The following is a 22,660-nucleotide window of genomic DNA, read 5'->3' as shown; positions in this document are numbered from 1 at the left end:
GCTCTAACGCATGACTTGCGTTTGAATTTCATTTTTGTTATCGTTATACCGAGAATATTGTTTTCTCAAATAATTGACGTTTCCTGTTCAGTTTTCAAAGACCGAAATTTCTATTTCGTGCGCCGCTATTTCGTTCGGTGCCTGTATATAATACCTCTTTTAAGGATGATTGTCAACGATTTTCTACTCTTTTTTTATATTTTTTTGTCCTTTTTATTTTAAACCGCTATGAATGTAACATTTTTTCAATTTATCGCCTATTTCTTTATAGAATCCTTACCTATAACAGACCTTTTCTTCTTTTACACCTGTTTATGTGCTTTCCAGCTCCTGCATGCTATTGTACTTCATTTCCTTCCTACATTCATAGGTCAGCAGCTAACACAGCGTTTCTTCTGTAATCAAAATGAGTAAGGAGCATTCTCCTGCAATCATAGCACATATACAGACATCACAATCATGCAATTATGACAAGGAAGCACCTTACCAGCACACTCGCATGTGACAAATACTGTCACTGTGATTCACATACCAAGTGCAGCTTCTATTCGCTACCATTCTTTAATATATATGAATGATAACATCTTCTTTGTATCGGTATCTATCTGCAATACATTAACCTTGGCTTGCAGGTTTTCTCCTCCACCCCTTTTCTTTCTCTTCTGTATCCCCAGCTGCGTTATCACCGAAAAAGAAGTATCAAATCATTTCGATATGAAAAAAGGAAATCCAAAAGATTGCGCGGGTCAATGTATTTTAAATTTCCTTTTTATAGGCAGCAATGCACATTCAGCAAGCCTGCTTTTTTTCATTTCATATATGTATTTAACGATACAGCATATAATCCAGCATATCTTTATAAAACCCAGCCCTTTCCAACAACGCTGCAGCTGCTTTTGGATACTCTTTCACAAGCAGACGTTTTTTATCAGGATAAATCCGTTGCTCACGATACGTCTGAACAAAGGCATGCAGTGCTTCTTCAGCCAAGCTTATATCAAAAATTTTTAAAACAGTTCCCTGACGTTCAAAAACCATGATAGCAGTTCCTCCTGCCAGAGCCACCGCAGTTCCTGCTATATTCATAAAGGCCGCAGAATCCTTATGCTCCAATAGCTTCCCCCATGGCTGCATAGGATCCTGAGCATTCAACCAGCAGATTTGTTGCTTTGGATGAGCCAGAATATGCATACTGCCTTCATATTCCTGCTTTCTAATAAATTGCGCACCGGACATCCCTTTTACAAAATATCCTCTGCGTACACGGCCGGTGAATTCCCAGATACTAAGCAGATGCAAAGCATCCCGCCAGCTGAAATTTTGTTCCTGTTCCTGCTGTTGTAGGAATATGCGAAAGGTTTCTCTGCATACAATACCGTATTCTTGAAAGCATGCCTGAATCAGCGCCTCTTCCGGGATCGACTTTAACGGACGCAGTATATCCCACCTTCCGGATGACATTGCATAGGCTCTGGCATGGAGCTGCTGCTTAGCGGATGCCTTTTTCATTTTCTTTCGATTCAGCCATTGTCGCACCGGCGTAAAGCTGTCCGCACAGACAAGGCCCTGCTCTGCAAGCCGCAGCAGATTAGCATGCACATCTCCGGCCTGCGGTATACGATTGAGTGCATGCAGAAAGCTTGCTCCCTGAATTTTGAGTCGTTGATAAATCCGCTGCTCCTGCGTGTCCTCTGTCTGCATTTCCCTGCTGCCGTCGTTTACAGCAGCTGTGGATTGTTCCCAGTCGATATCCTCGTAACGATGAAAGCTCAGCATGCCATCGGGATGCAGCTTCCAGAAATATTCTCCCTGTGCCAGCTCCTGATCCAGCAGCTCCGGCTGATAGCCGCTTATACGGGATGGCAATAAAACCGTTTCCCATAATGAGGCTGCATGTTTCTGATTACAGAATAGATCCAGTGTATCCTTCAGCTGATCTTTGACAGGGGCATTGTGAAAAACACGGCTCACAAGGAGAGCGGCATAGTGATGAGATGGCTGTGTTACAGCCTGAATGCGTAAATTGCGGATTGTTTGTTTTCTTGCACGTTCATACTGTTTGGAATGATAATAGCAGCCACCATCCTCGATGACTTCTTTTTCCGAACAAAGCTGCTGCAACCAGAATTGTACAGCTTCCTCCTGCGCAAGATATCGCTCCTGCAGCTGCTTTAGCGTCTGTGCCTGCCGATAGTACAGCATGCGGCGTATGATATGCATTCCGGCTTCAGACTTATGCTCCAGCAGTGCCTGCTCATACTCCTCGCGCTGTTCTGCGGCGATCCAGAGACCGGGTTCTATGTAGGTGATCAATTCCTGAGAGGTCAGTTCATGCAGCCAGTCCGCTATCCGACCTTCCGCATGTTTAACATCCATTTCGTCCGTACATGCAGCCTTAATTTCCTGTGCTGTCATATCCCCTTCCATCATAAGCAGCGTATGCAGCTCATTGGCAGATTGAATCGTCTTTTTCCGCTTCCCCATATGCTTTAGTGCCTCCAGGGAAGGCTTTATTTGTTCCATTTGCTGTAATTCTTCATATACTGCCTGCTGGATCCCCGGTGTTGTTGGTGTATATTCATACATTTCTGCAGCTTCCACACGCCACTGCAGTGGCAGTGATAACGGGGAAGGCGTGTCCAGCTGCAGTTCATGCACATGGATATCCCCACTGCGAATTGCATATAGAATTTCCAGTAATCCCTTTAAATCCCACTGATCCTCCATGCATTCGCGTTTGGTTTCCACAATCAGAGGATGATGTTCCTCCTGCAGCAGTGCTTCCAGCATTTCCGTACTGCGAAGCCGCTGCATCCACAATGGCTGTCTTTTGTTTCTACGCATTCCCATCATGAGAGCACGTGCAGCATTATAGCGGAAATTCATACTGAAAACAGGTGTCAGTGGAAGCATGATTTCCAGAATTTTCGAAGCTGCTTCCGGATTAATATTGTACAGCAGCCCTTCTTCGATTTTCCCTTCACCATAGGAATATAAAAGAATACCGTCTTCTTCATCCACACTTCCGATATGCGTCCTGGTCACTCTCTGAGCAGCATCCTGCAGAAGCAGGGCAAGAGGAGCATTGATTCTTCGACCGAACATGGTATGAAGCATAGCCTGCGGACTTCCGGAGGAATCTCTAAAATGCTCAATCAGAATCGTCTGATCATCCGGCAGGATTTTGGTTGCCTTGATCTGCCGTTTTAGAAACTCGCTCGTATTTTCGACTGCTGCAGCATCCAGCCCCAGCGTCTGTAATTCCTGTTGCAGTGTATTTTGACGATATGCCTCTGACAGCTTCCTCATAATAGCGCCAAAGGCCAGACTTGTTTTCAGACTCCGCCCCTTGATTTCCCCTTTCCAAAAGGGCAGACGGGCCCCCTGCGGATAGGTCGGCGTCACGACCACACTGTCTCGATCCATTCCGACAACCTGCCAGGCATTCGCCCCCAGCATAAAGCGATCTCCCAGACGGGTTTCATAGACAAATTCCTCATCAAGCTCTCCGACTTTAACACCATCCTCAGTTTTTGCCGCATACAGTCCTTTATCAGGGATAGTTCCCCCGGCAGCGACAGCGAGCATTCTGCTGTAGGCTTCCGCAAGAACACATCCGTGTAATCGGTCATAAAGTATGCGCGGGCGAACCGGAACCTCTCTTTTATGCTCAAAATCCCCAGCCAGCATGCATAGAATAGCGGTTACCTCCTGTTTGCTGACATCCTGGAAGGTGTAGGTGCTTTGCAAAAGCTCCATGACATCGTCAATCGTATAGGCGATCCCGGTAAGATGCCATTTTCTTTCAAGCTCCGTATGGGAACTGCTTGCGATTGCGGCCATGGAGACGAGATGCTGTGCCAGAACATCCAGACATTTCTTCGGCGGGGATGCCTGCTCAATACCGCCGGCTTTCGCAACAGCTGCACTCATACCGCAAAACAGTGTTTCCTGTGAGGTTCTTGGGTACATAAACATATAGCTGGTTTGACCGGGATTGTGACCGGCACGTCCAAGACGCTGCATCGTACTGGAGATCGAGCGTGGGCAGCCAATCTGTAAAACCTGATCAATACTTCCCACATCAATCCCCAGTTCCATGGAGGAGGTGGCGCAGAGCAGACGAAGTGTACCGTTTCTCAGGGATGCCTCTACCTCTAAACGCTGTTCCTTTGACATACTGCCGTGATGTACACGCGCAAAGTCCTCACCGCCAAGCTGGTTTACATAATAGGCCAGCTTTTCAGCATATCTGCGTCCCTCTGAAAATGCGATGACACTTCTGCTTTCCAGGCATTTTGCATAAACACTTTCTGCGAGCTCCTCCCAGACCGGATCCTTTCTTCTGCCCAGCGCAGGAGTCAAGCCGTTCACCTCGATATGTATTTGCTTCTGCATACTGGGAGCGATCATGCTTACGGTATCCAGAGACAGGTAGTCAGCGGCTGTCTGCAGCGGCTCAATTGTTGCCGACAGGCCAATGCGCTGCAGCTTTCGTTTACATAGCTTTTCCAGCCTGGCTATGGAAAGCATGAGATGCGCACCTCGTTTGGTGTCAATGAGGGCATGCAGCTCATCGATGATCAATGCCTCTGCCGTATGCAATATCGTTTGACCTCCAGTGCCAGTCAGCATTAAAAACAGAGATTCCGGTGTAATAATCAAAATATGAGGAGGATGCTTGATCATTCTCTGCCGATCTCTTTGCGGTGTATCACCGGTACGTATGCCTATTGTGATATTCGCTGCGCCTTGCCCGTTTTGTTCCTGTGCAATACCAGATAAGGGCTTATTCAGATTTTCACGAATATCCTGTGCGAGTGATTTCAAGGGAGATACGTAAATCAGGTACAGCTGATTCTTCAGTTTTCCCTGATGAGCCAATGCCTGCAGCTTATCGATAAAAACCAGAAAGGCAGAGAGTGTTTTTCCTGTTCCGGTTGGAGCGCTGATCAAAACAGAGCCGCCTTCCGCAATTACAGGCCATGCTTCCTGCTGTACAGCGGTTGGTGCAGCGAAGGTATGGCTGATCCAGTCTTTAGTGGGCTGTGTAAACACATGCATATAGCTGTCTTTCTTTTTTCCCATTCGATATCCTCCTGCTTTCTACTTATATGTTTTGCGAATTTCGTATACTTATAACGATTTTATCATACTTCCGGAGTTGTGCCAAATCAGCTTTTCTGATTGAGCCACTCATAAGGATACCTGCTTCGCCGGAAACGAAAAAGACCCGTGCAGGTCTTTATGAATGCTCATTTAAATAACGTTTTTCCACATAGCTCCAATCAATCAGCGCGAACCAGTTTTTGATATAGGCAGCGCGTTCACTGTAATATTGCAGAAAGTAGGAATGCTCCCAGACATCCAGCGGTAGCAGTGGTACAAGTCCCTGTGGCAGCGGCGTATCCTGATTCTTTGTTGTAACGATACGCAGTTTAGTACCGCGATCTTGTACCAGCCATGCCCAGCCGGAACCAAACACACGCAGTCCTGCATTCAGCATTTGTTCCTTGAAATTTTCAAAAGAGCCAAAAGATTCCTCCAGAACATTACGCATATAGTTACTCGGCCGGCGATACTTGGGCGTCATGGCTGCAAAGTAGGCATCATGGTTATATACACCGCCTGCATTATTATATACCGTAGTTCGTATTTCCACAGGCAGACGATCATTGTCTACGATCAGTCGTTCCAGATTCCAGCGTTGAAAGCGTGGATATTTCTGGAGAGCTGCATTTAATCTGTCAACATATCCCTGAAAAAGTGTATCGTGATGAATGCGGATGGTCTGTTCCTCCAGATACGGCTCCAGTGCATAATACCGATACGGAAGCGGTGGCAATACAAAAGGATAGTGTTCATTCATAGATTTTCACCTCACCTTCTCCTTATGCTATGTGAAAGATGTATTTTATTCACCACTACCGCCTATTGAATTTCCTTGATTCTATTTTCAAAATAATCTGAAAAGAGAACAAAAAGCTATACGTGGCATTCCCCCCCCTTTCGTAAACGGAGCATTCTGTATGCCAGCAGCTGCCGCATACCTTTGTTCTTGTTTTGAATAAAACACTGGAAAAGGTATTTTCTTATTCATTTATAAGGCTTCCTTTTGCAGCTATTCAACGATCAATCCTTGAGAGAATTACAGAATTTCCATACATCAGGAAAATCCGCACTATGATAGATCCCCCCTGTTATCGCTTATGTTTTCTGCAGGATTCGCAGTAGTTGCGTCGTGAATGTAATTATATTTATGTCTACTTATGTGAATATCCGGGTCGTTATCTATACAATTTTTTCCATCAGTGCTATAATATTACATAATTTGTTTTATATAATCGGTATTTATCACTGCAAGCTTTAGAAACAGAAGAAATCATTATACAAATCATTGAATAAGACAAATTATAAATGCTTGATCGAAAGGGAGGGAGACATCTTTTACATGGCAATCGCTTTCCTGATATCATATGCCGTATCAGATTTTTTGCAGGACCTGCAATACCCTTTATGTTTTTATTTCAGGAATTGGCATGAACGTGATCTTGTGTGATTCTCTGCATACTGATATTTGTATTTGTGGTTTATTCTTCGAATCCTGTAATGAAATATTGCTGTGTAAACAAAATAGCTTATGAAAAAACGATATTTGCAACAAAATGTATATCAGGCCTTATTGGAGCGTCTCCACTTTATATTTCATGAATTTGATGTCGTATATGTGTCTTTTTCAGGAGGAAAGGACAGCGGGCTGCTGCTGAATATTCTTTTGGACTTTCGAGATAAATTTTATCCCTCGACATCCATCGGTGTATTTCACCAGGATTTCGAAGCTCAGTACCGTGCTACTACGGAGTATGTAGAAGAAACGTTCAGGATGCTGGAAAAACGCCCCGGGGTGGAATTGTATTGGCTTTGCCTACCGATGGCAACAAGAACAGCGTTAAGCAGCTTTGAAATGTACTGGTATCCATGGGATGATAAAAAAGAGACATTATGGGTACGGCCAATGCCTGAATATGATTATGTCATTAACCTGAAAAATAATCCTGTAGCGACATATCACTATAAAATGCATCAGGAGGATCTGGCCAAGCAATTCGGCAGATGGTATCGCAGTGTGCATGATAACAAAAAAACGGTTTGTCTGCTGGGTCTACGTGCTGATGAGTCTATGCAGCGTTACAGCGGTTTTGTTAATAAAAAGCACAGCTATAAAGGCAAATGCTGGATTACACAGCAATTCAAGGAGGTTTGGACAGGTTCGCCTCTGTATGACTGGTCAGTCGAGGATATATGGCATGCCTATTATAAGTTCGGATATAGCTATAACAGTTTGTATGATTTGTATTACAAGGCGGGATTGACAATTTCACAAATGCGGGTGGCTTCTCCATTTCAGGATTATGCTAAGGAATCATTGAATCTATATCGCGTGATTGATCCACAGATGTGGGTGAAGCTGCTGGGCCGTGTTCAGGGAGCGAATTTTGCGGCAATCTATGCCAAAACAAAGGCAGTCGGATATCGAACCATAAAACTGCCGGAGGGACATACCTGGAAATCGTATACAATGTTCCTGTTGGCAACACTTCCCAAACGGCTGCGGCAAAACTATATTGAAAAATTCAATAAATCGATAACCTTCTGGCATACGGTAGGAGGAGGGCTTGAGGAAGAAACAATCGAAGAGCTAAAGGAGCATGGCTATCACATAAAGCGAAACGGGGTATCCAATTATACAATTTTTAAAAATTCCAGAATCATATTTCTGGATCGTATACCGGATGATACCGACGATATAAAATCCACAAAGGATATCCCCAGTTGGAAGCGTATGTGCTTCTGCATTTTAAAGAATGACCATATCTGCCGTTCCATGGGGTTTGGATTAACACGGGAACAGCAGAGACGACTGGATCATTTAAAAGAAAAATACAAGGGTACGGAGGTTTAGATGATGAGTAAGAGTCCGGTTTATCATATACGTGCAGTTCCAATAGAAAAAATCATACCGAATGATTATAACCCGAATGCCGTTGCGCCACCTGAAATGAAATTATTGTATGACAGTATAAAGGCCGACGGCTACACCATGCCAATCGTATGCTATTACGATGAGGCTAGCGATCATTATATCATTGTTGACGGCTTTCACAGATATCGCATCATGAAGGAATACCCGGATATCTATGAGCGTGAGAAGGGGGTTTTACCGGTTTCAGTAATCAATAAGCCGCTTGACCAGCGTATGGCCAGTACTATACGGCACAATCGAGCAAGAGGTAGTCACGATGTGGATTTGATGAGTAACATTGTTAAGGAATTACATGAGCTTGGACGTTCAGATGCATGGATTGCAAAGCATTTGGGTATGGATCGTGATGAAATACTGAGATTAAAGCAGATTACAGGACTTGCCGCATTGTTTAAAGAGGTAGATTTCAGTCAATCATGGGAACCGGTTGAGGATGAGGAGCAACTGCAGAGTATTGAGGATCAATTTGTCGATGCTTAAAACAGTTACATTGAATTTATAGGAATCAATAAACGTAAAAAAAACGTTCGGCTGTATTCAACATGCCATTTAGTTAAAAAAGTTGACAAAAAAAAGGAAGATCATAGAAATGACAACAGAGAATGTCGGATTCTGGTCTTTTAATATAAGAATGATTCAGAAAAAGGAATTTTGGAAAAAGTATGATGCATTCTACAATACAATGGAGCATGAGTTAACAAAGCTGCAGAATGATCCAAAGAACACGGATTATGAAACCCTATTTGCATATGCGCCAACGAATTGCTTGATTCTACGTTTCTTATCACAAAAGATAATCAAAGCTGTTAATCTCGGCACAATAAAAGACGATCAAACAAGGTTTAACCCTTTCATTCGATCGCCTTTTTTCAATAACTTGTGTCAATGAGACATCAGCCTTCATAATTTATTCCAAACCAGACCACTCTACTCTCACTTAATTAAGTACATTTATGAAAGAAAATTAAAACCATCTTCACATATTTGTATAATTACTTTTCATTCATAGTTTGCAAAGCTTTAAAGAGTTCACAGACTATAATACTTATGGCGATAAGTAAAGCCAACGATATAATGGAAATATACCATATCAGAAAATCAAATGCATTCAACAGAGTTAGTGACAGGAAAAACCATGTAGCAAAAATAAAGATAATATACCAGATAATAACATTCCTTATGTTTTTTGACATATTTTTCATTTTAATCAATCGGCTTCCATACTGAACCATAATCGTTTGATACGTTCACAGCATAATTCTTTTGATATGGTAGATCAGCTTGTTGAGAAAATGTTAGAATCCTACAAAACCTACTTAAGAATTTTATCATAGCTTCCCCTTCTCTGCATTTTTGCATAATAAAGTTATTTATAATCCTAATAATTGCCTCTTTAAACTAGCATATAAAAAGGTATAAAAGCATCGCAAAGTCTACGTTTGCCTCTGGGATGTAAATATACCTGTATCTTTTTCTGGCGCAGCAGAAAGGATTTGAACCTCCGGTGTCAATGACACGCCGGTTTTCGAAACCGGTGCATTAAACCAAACTCTGCCACTGCTGCATATCCATTGAAGATTATATAACAGAATACAGGCCTTTTTCAAGACTATTTGTAAAATCATTCTGCTTTATATGATATTTCATTCTATATTCTTTTTAAAATGATAAGAAAAAACATGCAGTATGGCATAGCACCACTACTACATGTTTTTTATGTTATTCCTGTACTTCTACAGCAGGCTGTTCCAGGGTGGTATCCTCACCGTCCATGATCTGCTGAACCATCTCAGTGGTCAGACGTTCCGGACCGGCAGGCACGTATGCCATAAAGTTGTCATCGTCTTCCTTATGGTTGCGCTCCTCACGGATTTCCTTCAGTTCTTTTGCCTTTTCTCCGATAATCAGATTCATTGGACGCTCATCGCCTACACCGGTTCCGGCAGGAATCAGCTTACCGATGATAACGTTCTCCTTCAGACCAATCAGGTAATCCTTTTTACCCTTGATTGCGGCATCGGTCAGAACCTTTGTGGTTTCCTGGAAGGATGCGGCAGACAGGAAGGAATCAGTTTCAACAGACGCCTTGGATATACCCAGCAATACCGGTTTGAAGGTAGCCGGCACCTGACCGCTCAGCAGTGCCTTACGGTTGATCTTCGTAATTTCCGTCAGGGAAATCTGAACACCAGGGTTCAGGTGTGTATCGTTACCTTCCAGTACGACAACCTTGCGAAGCATCTGACGAATCATAACCTCAACGTGCTTGTCACTGATTTCAATACCCTGACTCTGATAAACCTTCTTGACTTCCTTCAGAATGTAGTTCTGTACCTGACGTACACCGGCAACCTTTAAAAGCTCCTTCGGATCAACCTGACCCTCGGTAATCTTGTCACCGGCTTCCACATGTGCTCCCACCTTCATCCAAGGACGAATTGCCTGGATCAGGGTAACCTTGTGGACAATGCTTTCTTTATCATTGGATACGGTAACCTCATATCCTGTATCAATCTGATGAACATCGGTGATTTCACCTGTGATCTGTGCCAGTACGGCAACACCCTTCGGACAACGAGCCTCAAACAGCTCCTCGACACGAGGAAGACCCTGTGTGATATCTCCACCGTCGGCACTTGCCACACCACCGGTATGGAAGGTACGCATGGTCAGCTGCGTACCTGGCTCACCGATAGACTGGGCAGCCATGATTCCGACAGCTTCTCCGACTTCAACATCCTTGCCGGTCGCCATGTTGCGTCCGTAACATTTCTTACATACACCATAGATGGATTTACAAGTAAACGCACTACGGATATACATTCCCTCAACACCGGCATCCACAACCTTCTGTGCAAGTGCATCGGTAATAAATTCATCACTTTCCAGAATGACCTCTCCGGTCTTCGGATCTGTGATTTCCTGCTTGCTGTAACGTCCTACCAGACGGTCAAACAGACTCTCGATGATCGTATTTGTCTTACGGTCAACGATTGCTTCCACCCAGTAGCCCTTATCCGTTCCACAGTCCTCCTGCTTAACGATAACATCCTGTGCTACGTCAACCAGACGACGTGTCAGATATCCAGACTCAGCTGTTTTCAGGGCGGTATCGGTCAGACCTTTACGCACACCGTGTGTGGAGATAAAGAATTCGGACACATTCAGACCCTCACGGAAACAGGAGTAGATCGGAACCTCTATGATGGTAGGCACATATTCACCCTTGGCAGATTTGGACTGGTTTGGCTTTGCCATCAGACCACGCATACCAGCCAGCTGTGTAAAGTTGGAGGTATTACCACGGGCACCGGAACGCGCCATCATACTGATTGGATTTTTACGAGGAAGGTTTCCCAGCAGCTCCTCGGCGATATCATCCTTGACATCCGCCCACAGCTTATTCAGGTGACGCTCCCACTCCATCATGGTAAGCTTACCCTTTTTACGCAGTGTTTTCAGCTCTTCGGCCTTCTGTTTACCATATTCCACATGCTCTTCCTTGTGAGGTGCGACCTCGATATCGGACAGGGATACGGTAACACCGGCAACGGTGGAATACTGGAATCCCATATCCTTGATCTGGTCAAGGATCTCACTTGTTTTCTCTGTGGAATAGCGTTTAAAGATTTCACCGATGATTTTACCGAGGTCCTTCTTTTTGAAAGCCGCGGTTACCGGCATGGACTTGATTGCCTCCTTCACGTCTTTTCCCATCTCCAGGAAGAAACGCTCCGGTGTTGCGACAAAGTTTTCCGCACTGACTTCGTTCAGGAACGGGAAGTCGGTTGGGAACATATTGTTGAAGATTACCTTACCAACGGTCGTCAGCAGGTATTTCTTATTTTGTTCTTCTGTAAAGCTTTCTTTCTTTAATGCACGTGCAGGAATCGCAATACGGGAGTGCAGATGAATCTGCTGTGTCTGATATGCCATCAGGATTTCATTGATGCTGCCAAACACATGTCCCTCATTATCACCATAGCGGGTCCAGATCGCAGCGGATTTCGGGCAATCAACCGCATTATAGCGATCAGCCTCCTGATAGAATTCCTCTGCGGTTTCCTCCATCGTCAGATAGAAGTTCCCCATGACCATGTCCTGACCAGGTGTAACGATTGGCTTTCCATCCTTTGGACCAAGGATGTTGTTGCTACCAAGCATCATGACAAGTGCTTCGGCTCTTGCTTCTTCACTCAACGGTACGTGAACAGCCATCTGGTCACCGTCAAAGTCGGCGTTGAAGGCAGTACATACCAGTGGATGCAGACGCATGGCACGTCCTTCTACCAGCTTCGGTTTGAAGGCCTGGATACCCAGACGGTGCAGTGTAGGCGCACGGTTCATCAGAACCGGATAGCCGTCAATGACACTTTCCACAATATCCCAGATACGTGGATCCTGACGATCGATCAGCTTCTCCGCAGTTTTTGGATTGCTTGCGATTTCTTTATTTACGATTTCATTGATGACAAACGGCTTGAACAGCTGAATTGCCATTTCACGAGGCAGACCGCACTGATACATTTTCAAATCCGGTCCGACCGCGATAACAGAACGACCGGAGAAGTCAACACGCTTACCGAGCAGGTTCTGACGGAAACGTCCCTGTTTTCCCTTTAAGGAATGTGACAGAGATTTTAATGCACGTCCACCGGCTCCGGTGATCGGTTTGGAACGACGTCCGTTATCAATCAGCGCATCCACCGCTTCCTGCAGCATTCGCTTCTCATTCTGTACGATGATAGCCGGGGTTCCCAGCTCCAGCAGCTTTTTCAGACGGTTGTTACGTGTGATGACACGGCGATACAGATCATTCAGATCACTTGTCGCAAAACGTCCGCCGTCCAGCTGCAGCATCGGACGCAGATCAGGCGGGATTACCGGAATTACCGTCATTACCATCCATTCCGGCTTATTGTCGGAGTTACGGAAGGCTTCTACGGTATCCAGACGCTTGATCAGCTTTTTACGCTTTTCACCCTGTGCAGACTCCAGTGCATCCTGAATATGCTTGAATTCAGCCTCCAGGTCAACCTCTGTCAGCAGCGTCAGCGCAGCCTCGGCACCAGTCTGGGCAGTAAAGCTGCCCGGACCGTAAATTGCCATATTTTCGCGGTACTCACGTTCAGAGAGCACCTGCTTGTATTCCAGCTTTGTATCCTTAGGATCTGTTACAATCCAGGACACGAAGTACACAACCTCTTCCAGCTGCTTCGGTGTTACATCCAGCAGCAGTGCCATACGGCTTGGTATACCGCGCAGATACCAGATGTGCGCAACCGGAGCCGCAAGCTCAATGTGTCCCATACGTTCACGACGAACGCTGGATTTTGTAATTTCTACACCACAGCGGTCACAGACAACCCCCTTGTAGCGTACCTTCTTATATTTTCCACAGTAACATTCCCAGTCCTTGCTCGGTCCGAAAATTCTTTCACAGAACAATCCATCTCTTTCAGGCTTCTGAGAACGGTAGTTGATCGTCTCTGGTTTCTTTACTTCACCATGACTCCATTCGTGGATTCTATCAGGTGAAGCCAGGCTTACCTGAATTGAGGCAAAATTATTAACACTCATTTACTTACGCCTCCTCTTCGTTTTCATCATCGCTCAGCTCAATGTCTTCATCTTCTATGAAGTCATCAGCCTCTGCATCGTCATCCAGAAGAATTTCATCTTCGGATTCGTCATCTGCGACAGCATCTTCCTCTTCTACTTCCAGATCATTGATGTCTTCCTCACCGACAGGCTCAGCGGCAGGAATCGGAGGCAGAGTTGCAGCTGCTTCGCTGTTATCCTCCTTGCTGATATCTACTTCGTTACCGTCTTCATCCAGCATCTTCACGTCAATGGCAAGAGCCTGCAGCTCGTGCTTCAATACGCGGAAGGATTCCGGGATACCCGGTTCCGGAATATCTTTTCCCTTGATGATTGCTTCATAGGTCTTTGTACGACCAACGATATCATCGGATTTCACTGTCAGGATTTCCTGCAGTGTATGAGCGGCACCATAAGCCTCCAGTGCCCAGACCTCCATCTCACCGAATCTCTGACCACCGTTTTGTGCCTTACCACCCAACGGCTGCTGAGTTACCAGAGAGTATGGTCCGGTTGCACGGGCATGCAGCTTATCGTCAACCATGTGGGCCAGCTTGATCATGTACATGACGCCGACGGAAATACGTTCATCAAACGGTTCCCCGGTACGGCCGTCATACAGTACCTGTTTACCATCCACGGTCATTTCCGCTTCCTTCATGATATCGCTCAGCTCGGTGTTGTTGATACCATCGAATACCGGTGTGGAGAATTTCACTCCCAGCTTCTTGGCAGCATATCCCAGATGGATTTCCAGTACCTGACCGATGTTCATACGGGAAGGCACACCAAACGGGTTCAGCATGATATCAATCGGTGTTCCATCCGGCATGTAAGGCATATCCTCTACAGGAAGAATCTTGGAGATGACACCCTTGTTACCGTGACGTCCGGCCATTTTGTCACCCTCAGAAATCTTACGTTTCTGAACGATGTATACTTTTACTGTTTCATTGACTCCAGGCGGCAGATCGTGTCCTTCGCTTCTTTTGAAGACGCGGATGGAGTGAACGATTCCGGCACCACCATGCGGTACCTTCAAAGAGTTGTCACGTACCTCACGTGATTTCTCACCGAATATCGCCAGCAGCAGTTTTTCCTCAGGAGAGATTTCGCTCTGCCCCTTCGGCGTTACCTTACCGACCAGAATATCGCCTTCCATAACCTCTGCACCGACCATGATGATACCACGGCTGTCCAGATTACGGCATGCGTTTTCACTCACGTTAGGAATATCGCGGGTGATTTCTTCAGGCCCCAGCTTTGTTTCACGGCAGTCAATGTCGTATTCTTCAATATGAATGGAGGTATACACATCATCGCGAACCAGACGTTCACTCATGATGATGGCATCCTCGTAGTTATATCCGTACCATGTCATATAGGCGATGGTTACGTTTTGTCCAAGTGCCAGCTCGCCGCGTTCCATGGATGGACCATCGGCAAGGATATCACCCTTCTCGATACGTTCTCCCTTGGAAATGATCGGGCTCTGGTTGATGTTGGTTCCGTTGTTGGAACGCTGGAATTTACGCAGACGGTATTCTCTGCGGTTTCCATCGTTTTCGCTGACGATGATTCTCTGGGAGTCAACATACTCCACGACACCGTTTTCTCTTGCGACGATACCGACACCGGAGTCCTTTGCAATTTTGAACTCTACACCGGTCCCGACATACGGGGAATGCGGCTGCAGCAGAGGGACGGCCTGACGCTGCATGTTCGCACCCATGAGGGCACGGGAAGCATCATCGTTTTCCAGGAACGGTACACAGGCAGTCGCAACGGATACGATCTGTTTCGGAGAAACGTCGGTCAGCTCTACCTCTTCACGTCTTGCGATGATGGTATCTCCGGCTTTACGTGCTACGACATGCTCGTTGATCAGACGGCCTTCCACAACCTCGTTGGCCTGTGCGATTACATAATCAGCTTCTTCATCCGCAGACAGGTAAAGTGCCTCTTCCTGTACAGTTCCATCCGCATTTACGATACGGTACGGAGTCTGAATGAAGCCGTATTCATTGATTTTTCCATACGTTGTCAGATTGGAAATCAGACCGATGTTTGGACCTTCCGGTGTCTCGATCGGACAGATACGCCCATAGTGAGAGCTGTGAACGTCACGAACCTCGTAGCTCGCACGGTCACGGGTGATACCACCAGGACCCAATGCGGAAATACGACGCTTGTTTGTCAGCTCAGCAAGCGGATTCTGCTGATCCATGAACTGAGACAGCTGAGAAGAAGAGAAGAACTCCTTGATTGCCGCTGTCAGCGGACGGATATTGGTCAGCTTCTTCGGCGTCAGGGTCGCGATATCCGCAATGGACATACGTTCCTTAACCACACGCTCCATACGGCTTAAACCGATACGGAACTGATTCTGAATCAGCTCTCCGACGGAACGGATACGACGGTTACCCAGCATATCGATATCATCGGTATCTCCAACACCTTCCATATTGTTCAGATTGTAGGCATAGAATGCATACATATCGGAAATAGTAATGGTGTGCTTGTCAGCATACGGGTCATTTCCCATAACCTTCACAACTGCACCGTCGTGGTCACGGATCAGGATTTCCTGAATCGCAGCTCCGACCAGCCATGCATATAATACAGCACCGTTGTTAACTTTTGCTTTGATTTCATCTACGGCAGTCACACTGAGTGCTTCCGGCTTGTGGCGAGGAGTATAGCCATCCACGAAGAAATCGCCTTCCTCGTTGACTACATCTTCTCCATTTGCGTCCGTCAAACGGGCAAACGCGTACATTCTCTGTCCGTAGTTCAATACGGCATTCACGTTAGCGCTTGTTAAAGCAACCTTCTTGGCGATGATACCGCCATGTACAGCTACCTTTTCCACACCCTTGACGATTGCTTCCACATCCTGCTCACTCAGAATGCTTCCTTCATACAGCGTACCGTCTTCCAGCTCCACATCGCCCGCCAGAACACGTCCGACAAGACCAAGGTGATTGCTGCTTGGTACAGATACCTTATCCGGATGATTGAACAGTGGATTGAACGGGAATGCATTGACATGCATACCTTTTTCCAGCTCTTTGCGAAGTGCATTTCGCTCATCGCGGTTGACCATCGTACCACTTGGCATGAATACAGATCCATCCGCATCCAGAATATCCTGCGCAAGGTGGTGCTTATCAACACGGTTGATCGCGTTTAGCTTTTTACGCAGCTTATAACGTCCGGCCTTTGTCAGATCGTAACGGCGCGGATCGAAGAATTTCGCATTCATTAACGTAATGGAACCATCCAGTGTAGGGATTTCATCAGAACGCTGGTTTTCGTAAATGGACAGCAACGCCTCCTGTGTTGTCTTGACCTTATCTGCCATCAGCGTGTTTTCAATTTCCTCGTATTTGCCGAAGAAGGATGCATATAATGTAAGGTACAGATTCATGAACTCGCGATCTTCATCATCAATCGCTACATTTTCCACGATATCTCTTCCCATAGCCTTCAGGAAGGTTTTGATCTGCATCGTGTCATGTGCATCCTCACTTCTGTCCAGATCCACAGACATACCGATTGCTTTGAACAGAATAGAAGACAGCATTTTACGTTTCCGGTCAATGCTCATGTTTAAAACACGTCCTGTAGACGCCTTTTTCACTTCTGTCAGAAACTCCAGCCAGGTTCCACGGCTTGGAATCAATTCGCAGGCAAAGGATTCCTTCCCTGTTTTTTCCTCATAACCAGTGGAAAAGTACGCACCCGGGGAACGCACAATCTGCGAAACGATGACACGCTCCGCTCCATTGATAATAAAGGTACCGGTTTCCGTCATCAGCGGGAAGTCCCCAAGGAAGACATCCTCCCACTTGTTGATAACCTCACCAGTTGTGTTATCTGTAATTTCAAGCTCCATACGGGCTTTCAAAGGTGCCGCGAAATTACATTCGCGATACATTGATTCCTCCGCATTGAATTTCGGCTCTCCGAATTCATAGCCGGCGAATTTCAGCTTGATATTTCCTCCATAGTTTTGAATCGGGTAAATCTCATTGAAAACTTCCCCAATTCCTTCGTTCTTGAACCACTCGAAGGAGTCTGTCTGGATTTCTACCAGATTTGGCAGTTCCAGATGCCCGCTTACTTTTGAGTAGTCTCGACGCTCTGCCTTTTTACCGGAAGCGACAATACGATAAGGCTGTTTTTTGTCCATGTACGCCATCCTTTCTACAAGTTTCACCTATCAAAATAAGGCATAAAAACCCATTTTAATATTTTAGTATTATGCAATTTATTATAATATCAACTGTTTGTCAAATTGTCAATGCTTTTTTTGCTTTTAGTATGAAATATCCTTTTTCCTTGTGAATGATATCGCAATTTCCAAACACTTCTTTTATTTTCGTCACGGCGCTGCGTGCTCCCTGCTGTTTGCGAATCACAACCCAAAGTGTTCCCTGGTCCGCAAGGTGATTCCATGCCTCCTCAAAGATGTTATAGATGACGTTTTTACCGGCACGAATCGGAGGATTTGTTATGATATCAGTAAAAGTATTCCCACTTACCTGCTCATATACATCGGATACATGAATGTTTGCCTCGATATTATTTTTTTCAGCATTATCCCTGGCAAGCTCCACCGCCCTGGGATTGACATCCACCATTTCAACCTGTTTATCCGGCCATGCCTTTTTGGCAACGATTCCCACAACACCATAGCCGCAGCCCATGTCCAGAAGTTGATTTCCCAGCTCTTCCTCATGCTCATGCAGCGTGTTGAGCAGTACCCGTGTACCAAAATCGACACTGTCTTTGGAGAACACACCGTTATCAGTAATAAAAGAAACGTTAAAACACCAAAACCGGAAAGATATTTCCTTCCGGTTTTCTGCTAAATGACGATTATCTGTAAAGTAATGATCCATCGTTATCCCGCCTTTTTAGGTGACAAAAAGCCTCTCGGCTTTTTGTTGTTTGTAAAATGTGTAAGTATGAATTACTTGATTTCTACAGAAGCACCAGCGTCCATCAGTTTCTTCTTGATTTCTTCTGCTTCTTCTGGTTTGATGTTTTCCTTGATTACACTTGGTGCCTTGTCAACCAGACCCTTAGCGTCAACCAGACCTAAACCAGTGATTTCACGTACTGCCTTGATGACAGCAACCTTTGTTCCACCGATGTCAGTCAGAGTTACTGTTACTTCGCTAGGTCCTGCAGCAGCAGCGTCGTCTGCTACAGCAGCTACAGCAACTGGTGCAGCAGCTGTTACACCGAATTTTTCTTCGATTGCTTTTACTAATTCGTTAAGTTCTAAGATGGTAGCTTCTTCTAAGTAAGCTAAGATATCTTCCTGTGCTAATTTTGCCATTTTCATTTTCCTCCTGTAAGTTTATTCCTGTGGAGCTGCTTCTTCAGCAGAACCTCCGTCTTTTGCGTCAGCCACTGCCTTAACAGCACATGCAAATCCACGTACTGGAGACTGCAGACAGCTTAACAGCATTGATAACATACCTTCACGGTTCGGCAGACTGGACAGTTCCTTAATGGTATCTACACCAACAACTTTTCCTTCTACGATTCCGCTTTTCAATACCAAGTGTTCATGTTTCTTAGCGAATTTTGCCAGAACACGCGCAGGAGCAACTGCGTCACCACCGAATGCGATGGCGTTTGGTCCGATCAGATCCTTTGTAAGATCATCCGCACCTGCTTCAACAGCAGCACGCTGAGCCAGTGAGTTTTTGTAAACCTTGAACTCAACACCTTCTTCGCGCAGATTTCTACGTAACTCGGTTACTTCGGCAACGCTAAGTCCACGGTACTCAACAACAACAGTTGACTGAGATTCTTTCATTTTCTGAGCAATTTCAGAAACGACCGCTTTCTTGCTATCGATAATCGCCTGGTTCATAACTTCACACCTCCTAAATTTATATGTAACAATATACCCTTTAAGAGTGATATAAAAACACCCGCAGGCATAGACAGACTACGGGTGAAAGTTTAGTATCCAACTTTTACCTCGGTAACATGATTAAGCCGTAGGGCCGTTACTGTCTATGGTATATTGATAACATCTGATATTCTAACCTGCTAACGAGATTTTGTCAATCGTTATTTTTCAACAGTTACTTTGACACCAGGTCCCATGGTAGTGGAAATCACCAGGTTTTTGATGTAAGTACCCTTTACAGCCGCAGGACGTGCTTTTGAGATTACCTTCAGCAGTGCATTGAAGTTGTCAACCAGCTTCTCATCGTCAAAGCTTACTTTTCCGATCATCAGGTTGATATTTCCTTCTTTGTCAACACGGTATTCAACCTTACCCTTTTTGATATCTTCAACAGCTTTTGCTACATCCATGGTAACTGTACCAGTCTTAGGATTTGGCATTAAGCCCTTTGGTCCCAACAGACGTCCCAGCTTACCAAGCTCACCCATCATGTTCGGAGTCGCAACGATAACATCGAAGTCGAACCATCCCTTCTGGATGTCTTCCAGCAGTTCTTTTCCACCGACGAAATCTGCACCGGCATCTTTCGCTTCCTGCTCTTTCGGTCCCTGTGTAATAACACAGACCTTCTGTGTTTTACCGGTTCCGTGTGGAAGCACCATCGCACCACGGATCTGCTGATCAGCGTGACGAGGATCCACATTTAATTTGAAGCTAACTTCAACAGATGCGTCGAATTTAGCGATGTTTGTTTCTTTTGCTAATTTTACTGCCTCGGCTACTGAATAAGTTTTTGTGCGATCAACTTTTTTAGCAGCTTCTACATATTTTTTACCGAATTTTGCCATTTTGTTTTCCGCCTTTCTTATTCAAAACCTTCAACTTCAACACCCATGTTTTTAGCAGTTCCTGCGACAATACGCATAGCAGCTTCCACATCATTGGCATTCAAGTCTGGCATTTTGTATTCTGCGATTTCACGCAGCTGATCTACTGTGATTTTTCCAGAGATCTCTTTCTGGTTTCCTGAAGCTTTTTTGATTCCAGCAGCTTTTTTGATCATCATAGCAGCCGGAGTTGTTTTGATTACGAAGTCAAAGCTCTTGTCTTCGTATGCAGTAATGATAACTGGAACGACATCACCGGCACGCTCTTTTGTAGCATCATTGAATGCTGTACAGAACTGCGGCATGTTGATACCGGCAGAAGCCAGTGCAGGTCCCGGTCTAGCTCCCCCTGCAGGGAACTGAAGTTTACAAACTTTTGCAACTTTCTTACTCACAAGACATTCCTCCTATATTTAAAAAGTCTTATGCAGTGGTCAGAATGAAGGGTTGCCTCCTTCTCCCACGCATGAAAATACCACGAAACCGCGGTACTTAGTATTGTAATATGATTCTATTGGAATTGCAACTGTTTTTTTCATAAATTACGCAAGTAATATCCCTTTCTCTTTTATCGCTTCTTTTGTATTCAGAAAAAGAGATTTTTTCAGTCATCCATACCTGCTACAGCTGAAGGAATCAAAGATTATCCACAGGCGGCTTTCTATATCAATAGCATCCACGACAGCAGAATAACGCTAACTACAAAGCCCTTACAGCAGGTTACGGCATACAGCAAAGCATAAGGTTTCTGCAAATGCATAGATTCATTGCATTGAATCTATGTATATCCCATACAGAATACAGCAGATTCTCCTGCATATCCATATCATTATTTCTGCAATATCACTGCCTTGCTTACGTTTATTATGAATATCCCTGATGTTTACTACTATTTGTTTTTTAGCACGATAGATTAACAGTCTTAATTTCCCTTATCACAATAAAAAGACATTCTTACCATTAGACAACCATGGTGTACCTCATCCCCTTCTACCTTACAGACCTGCCTTTTATGACAGATACCGCCCTGGCTTTCCATCTTAAAACATCCCCTTGCAGAATGCTCAGCCTGCAACGTGCTAAAAACAACTTTTTTGTACCTTTCATACGATATGTAAACGTTTCCGCTCGTAATTTCACAGATTTCATTATATAATAATATAGATAATGAAACAAATTAGATGGGAGCTGACAACATGAGCAAAAAATCAAAAATCATTACCGGGCTGGGGGCAGCGTCCACACTTGCGGCCGCAACCGATTTCTTTCTGTGCCGGACACTGTTTGACCAGACGCTAAACCGGAAAAAACTGAAAAAGGGGAAGCAGCTGAGTCTGGCAGACGCGGATCTGAATGATGAACAAAAAACACGGCGCCACAAGGAGCTGCTGCTCTGTAAGAAATGGATACAGAATGTTGCAGTTGACAAGGTATCTGTAGAAAGTGAAGACGGTCTGCAGCTGGTTGGTATGATTTATCCTTCCCATGACCATACATCACACCGCTGGGCATTCGTTTTGCATGACTACGCCTGCACCAAGGAGGATATGCGGACAGTCGCAAGAGCCTTTCATGAACAGGGCTATCATGTGCTTACCCCGGATGCACGCGCACACGGAGAGAGCGAAGGCTCTTTGATATCACTTGGCTGGAATGAGCGTAAGGATTTACTTCGCTGGATCGATGCGGTTCTGGAAATGGATTCTCAGGCGGAAATCGTATTGTACGGTATTTCCATGGGAGCGGACACAATTCTGTTCTGTCCGCAGGAAAAACTGCCTGCCGCAGTACGCTGTATCATTGAAGACGGCGGATACACCTCGGTGTATGATATATTATCATGGCAGATGACGCACTATTATAAAATGCCTCCATTCCCGATTCTGGATTCCATGGGTGTCCTTGTAAAACAGAAAATGAACTTCGGCATCCGCAAGGCAAGCGCATTGCCGAAGATGGAAAAGGCGGTTCTTCCAACTCTGTTTCTCCATGGTGAAAAGGATGTGCATGTGCCCTGTGATATGGCATTTCGCCTATATGATGCCTGTCAGTCCGCGAAGGATCTCTACATTGTGGAAAACAGCGGACACAGAGCCAATATGTATGAACAGCCAAAGGCGTATTATCAGAAGATTTTCCACTTCCTCGATGAGCATATGAAATAATGCATATGGAAGGTATCCTTAAGATACC

The 22,660-nt window shown here is 45.1% G+C and carries 13 protein-coding genes, 1 tRNA gene and 1 other annotated feature; of the genes, 4 read left to right on the top strand and 10 right to left on the bottom strand.

Annotated features, from left to right (window positions below; translation table 11 throughout):
• Window positions 1–825: 825 nt before the first annotated feature.
• Together KSZ58_RS14980 and KSZ58_RS14975 are read right to left on the bottom strand one after the other, a co-directional pair.
• Window positions 826–5,088 (bottom strand): DEAD/DEAH box helicase, encoded by a 4,263-nt coding sequence (locus KSZ58_RS14980; protein ID WP_009587794.1) that lies wholly within the window; start codon window positions 5,086–5,088, stop codon window positions 826–828.
• 157 nt (window positions 5,089–5,245) lie between these two features.
• Complete coding sequence (locus KSZ58_RS14975; RefSeq protein ID WP_002607394.1) at window positions 5,246–5,869, bottom strand: superoxide dismutase; 624 nt, start codon at window positions 5,867–5,869, stop codon at window positions 5,246–5,248.
• A gap of 771 nt (window positions 5,870–6,640) precedes the next feature.
• On the opposite strand from KSZ58_RS14975, the gene KSZ58_RS14970 reads away from it, so the two are divergent.
• The 3 genes from KSZ58_RS14970 to KSZ58_RS14960 all read left to right on the top strand — a co-directional run bounded on the left by KSZ58_RS14970 (window position 6,641) and on the right by KSZ58_RS14960 (window position 8,933).
• Window positions 6,641–7,963 (top strand): phosphoadenosine phosphosulfate reductase, encoded by a 1,323-nt coding sequence (locus KSZ58_RS14970; RefSeq protein ID WP_008818583.1) that lies wholly within the window; start codon window positions 6,641–6,643, stop codon window positions 7,961–7,963.
• The gene (locus KSZ58_RS14965; protein ID WP_002607392.1) at window positions 7,964–8,524 is read left to right on the top strand and encodes a ParB/RepB/Spo0J family partition protein; all 561 of its coding nucleotides are present in this window, start codon (window positions 7,964–7,966) and stop codon (window positions 8,522–8,524) included. It abuts the gene before it with no gap.
• 109 nt (window positions 8,525–8,633) lie between these two features.
• The gene (locus tag KSZ58_RS14960; RefSeq protein WP_002607391.1) at window positions 8,634–8,933 is read left to right on the top strand and encodes a hypothetical protein; all 300 of its coding nucleotides are present in this window, start codon (window positions 8,634–8,636) and stop codon (window positions 8,931–8,933) included.
• Between the two features lie 586 nt (window positions 8,934–9,519).
• Here the strand turns inward: KSZ58_RS14960 and KSZ58_RS14955 are convergent.
• From KSZ58_RS14955 to rplK, 8 genes are all read right to left on the bottom strand, one after another.
• Window positions 9,520–9,608, bottom strand: a tRNA-Ser gene (locus tag KSZ58_RS14955).
• Window positions 9,609–9,763: 155 nt separating this feature from the next.
• On the bottom strand, window positions 9,764–13,624 hold the full coding sequence (gene rpoC / locus KSZ58_RS14950; protein WP_008728941.1) for a DNA-directed RNA polymerase subunit beta': 3,861 nt from the start codon (window positions 13,622–13,624) through the stop codon (window positions 9,764–9,766).
• A 4-nt stretch (window positions 13,625–13,628) separates the two neighbouring features.
• On the bottom strand, window positions 13,629–17,840 hold the full coding sequence (locus tag KSZ58_RS14945) for a DNA-directed RNA polymerase subunit beta (protein ID WP_009269768.1): 4,212 nt from the start codon (window positions 17,838–17,840) through the stop codon (window positions 13,629–13,631).
• Between the two features lie 100 nt (window positions 17,841–17,940).
• A complete protein-coding gene (locus KSZ58_RS14940; protein WP_009269769.1) occupies window positions 17,941–18,552 on the bottom strand; it encodes a class I SAM-dependent methyltransferase in 612 nt (203 codons plus the stop codon).
• A gap of 71 nt (window positions 18,553–18,623) precedes the next feature.
• Window positions 18,624–18,995, bottom strand: coding sequence for a 50S ribosomal protein L7/L12 (gene rplL / locus KSZ58_RS14935; protein ID WP_002607387.1), 372 nt, complete (start codon window positions 18,993–18,995; stop codon window positions 18,624–18,626).
• A gap of 21 nt (window positions 18,996–19,016) precedes the next feature.
• Window positions 19,017–19,538, bottom strand: a complete 522-nt coding sequence (gene rplJ, locus KSZ58_RS14930; RefSeq protein ID WP_002607386.1) for a 50S ribosomal protein L10 — start codon at window positions 19,536–19,538, stop codon at window positions 19,017–19,019.
• 43 nt (window positions 19,539–19,581) lie between these two features.
• Window positions 19,582–19,708 (bottom strand) — a sequence feature (ribosomal protein L10 leader region).
• Window positions 19,709–19,741: 33 nt separating this feature from the next.
• Entirely contained in the window at window positions 19,742–20,428 is a 687-nt protein-coding gene (gene rplA / locus KSZ58_RS14925) for a 50S ribosomal protein L1 (protein ID WP_002607385.1), read from the bottom strand.
• Window positions 20,429–20,445: 17 nt separating this feature from the next.
• Complete coding sequence (gene rplK / locus KSZ58_RS14920) at window positions 20,446–20,862, bottom strand: 50S ribosomal protein L11 (RefSeq protein WP_002607384.1); 417 nt, start codon at window positions 20,860–20,862, stop codon at window positions 20,446–20,448.
• Between the two features lie 801 nt (window positions 20,863–21,663).
• Here rplK and KSZ58_RS14915 point away from each other — a divergent pair.
• Complete coding sequence (locus KSZ58_RS14915; protein WP_008818579.1) at window positions 21,664–22,632, top strand: alpha/beta hydrolase; 969 nt, start codon at window positions 21,664–21,666, stop codon at window positions 22,630–22,632.
• Window positions 22,633–22,660: the final 28 nt, after the last annotated feature.

The sequence above is a fragment of the Erysipelatoclostridium sp. DFI.2.3 genome, assembly GCF_019132535.1.
Lineage (GTDB): Bacteria > Bacillota_I > Bacilli_A > Erysipelotrichales > Erysipelotrichaceae > Clostridium_AQ > Clostridium_AQ innocuum.
This window is presented reverse-complemented; position numbering and strand designations above follow the sequence as displayed.

Coding starts and splice junctions, on each gene's coding strand:
- rpoC (WP_008728941.1), bottom strand. CDS start 13,624: ATGAGTGTTAATAATTTTGCCTCAATTCAGGTAAGCCTGGCTTCACCT.
- KSZ58_RS14965 (WP_002607392.1), top strand. CDS start 7,964: ATGATGAGTAAGAGTCCGGTTTATCATATACGTGCAGTTCCAATAGAA.
- KSZ58_RS14945 (WP_009269768.1), bottom strand. CDS start 17,840: ATGGACAAAAAACAGCCTTATCGTATTGTCGCTTCCGGTAAAAAGGCA.
- KSZ58_RS14980 (WP_009587794.1), bottom strand. CDS start 5,088: ATGGGAAAAAAGAAAGACAGCTATATGCATGTGTTTACACAGCCCACT.
- KSZ58_RS14975 (WP_002607394.1), bottom strand. CDS start 5,869: ATGAATGAACACTATCCTTTTGTATTGCCACCGCTTCCGTATCGGTAT.
- KSZ58_RS14915 (WP_008818579.1), top strand. CDS start 21,664: ATGAGCAAAAAATCAAAAATCATTACCGGGCTGGGGGCAGCGTCCACA.
- KSZ58_RS14970 (WP_008818583.1), top strand. CDS start 6,641: ATGAAAAAACGATATTTGCAACAAAATGTATATCAGGCCTTATTGGAG.
- KSZ58_RS14960 (WP_002607391.1), top strand. CDS start 8,634: ATGACAACAGAGAATGTCGGATTCTGGTCTTTTAATATAAGAATGATT.
- rplJ (WP_002607386.1), bottom strand. CDS start 19,538: ATGAACCAGGCGATTATCGATAGCAAGAAAGCGGTCGTTTCTGAAATT.
- KSZ58_RS14940 (WP_009269769.1), bottom strand. CDS start 18,552: ATGGATCATTACTTTACAGATAATCGTCATTTAGCAGAAAACCGGAAG.
- rplL (WP_002607387.1), bottom strand. CDS start 18,995: ATGGCAAAATTAGCACAGGAAGATATCTTAGCTTACTTAGAAGAAGCT.
- rplA (WP_002607385.1), bottom strand. CDS start 20,428: ATGGCAAAATTCGGTAAAAAATATGTAGAAGCTGCTAAAAAAGTTGAT.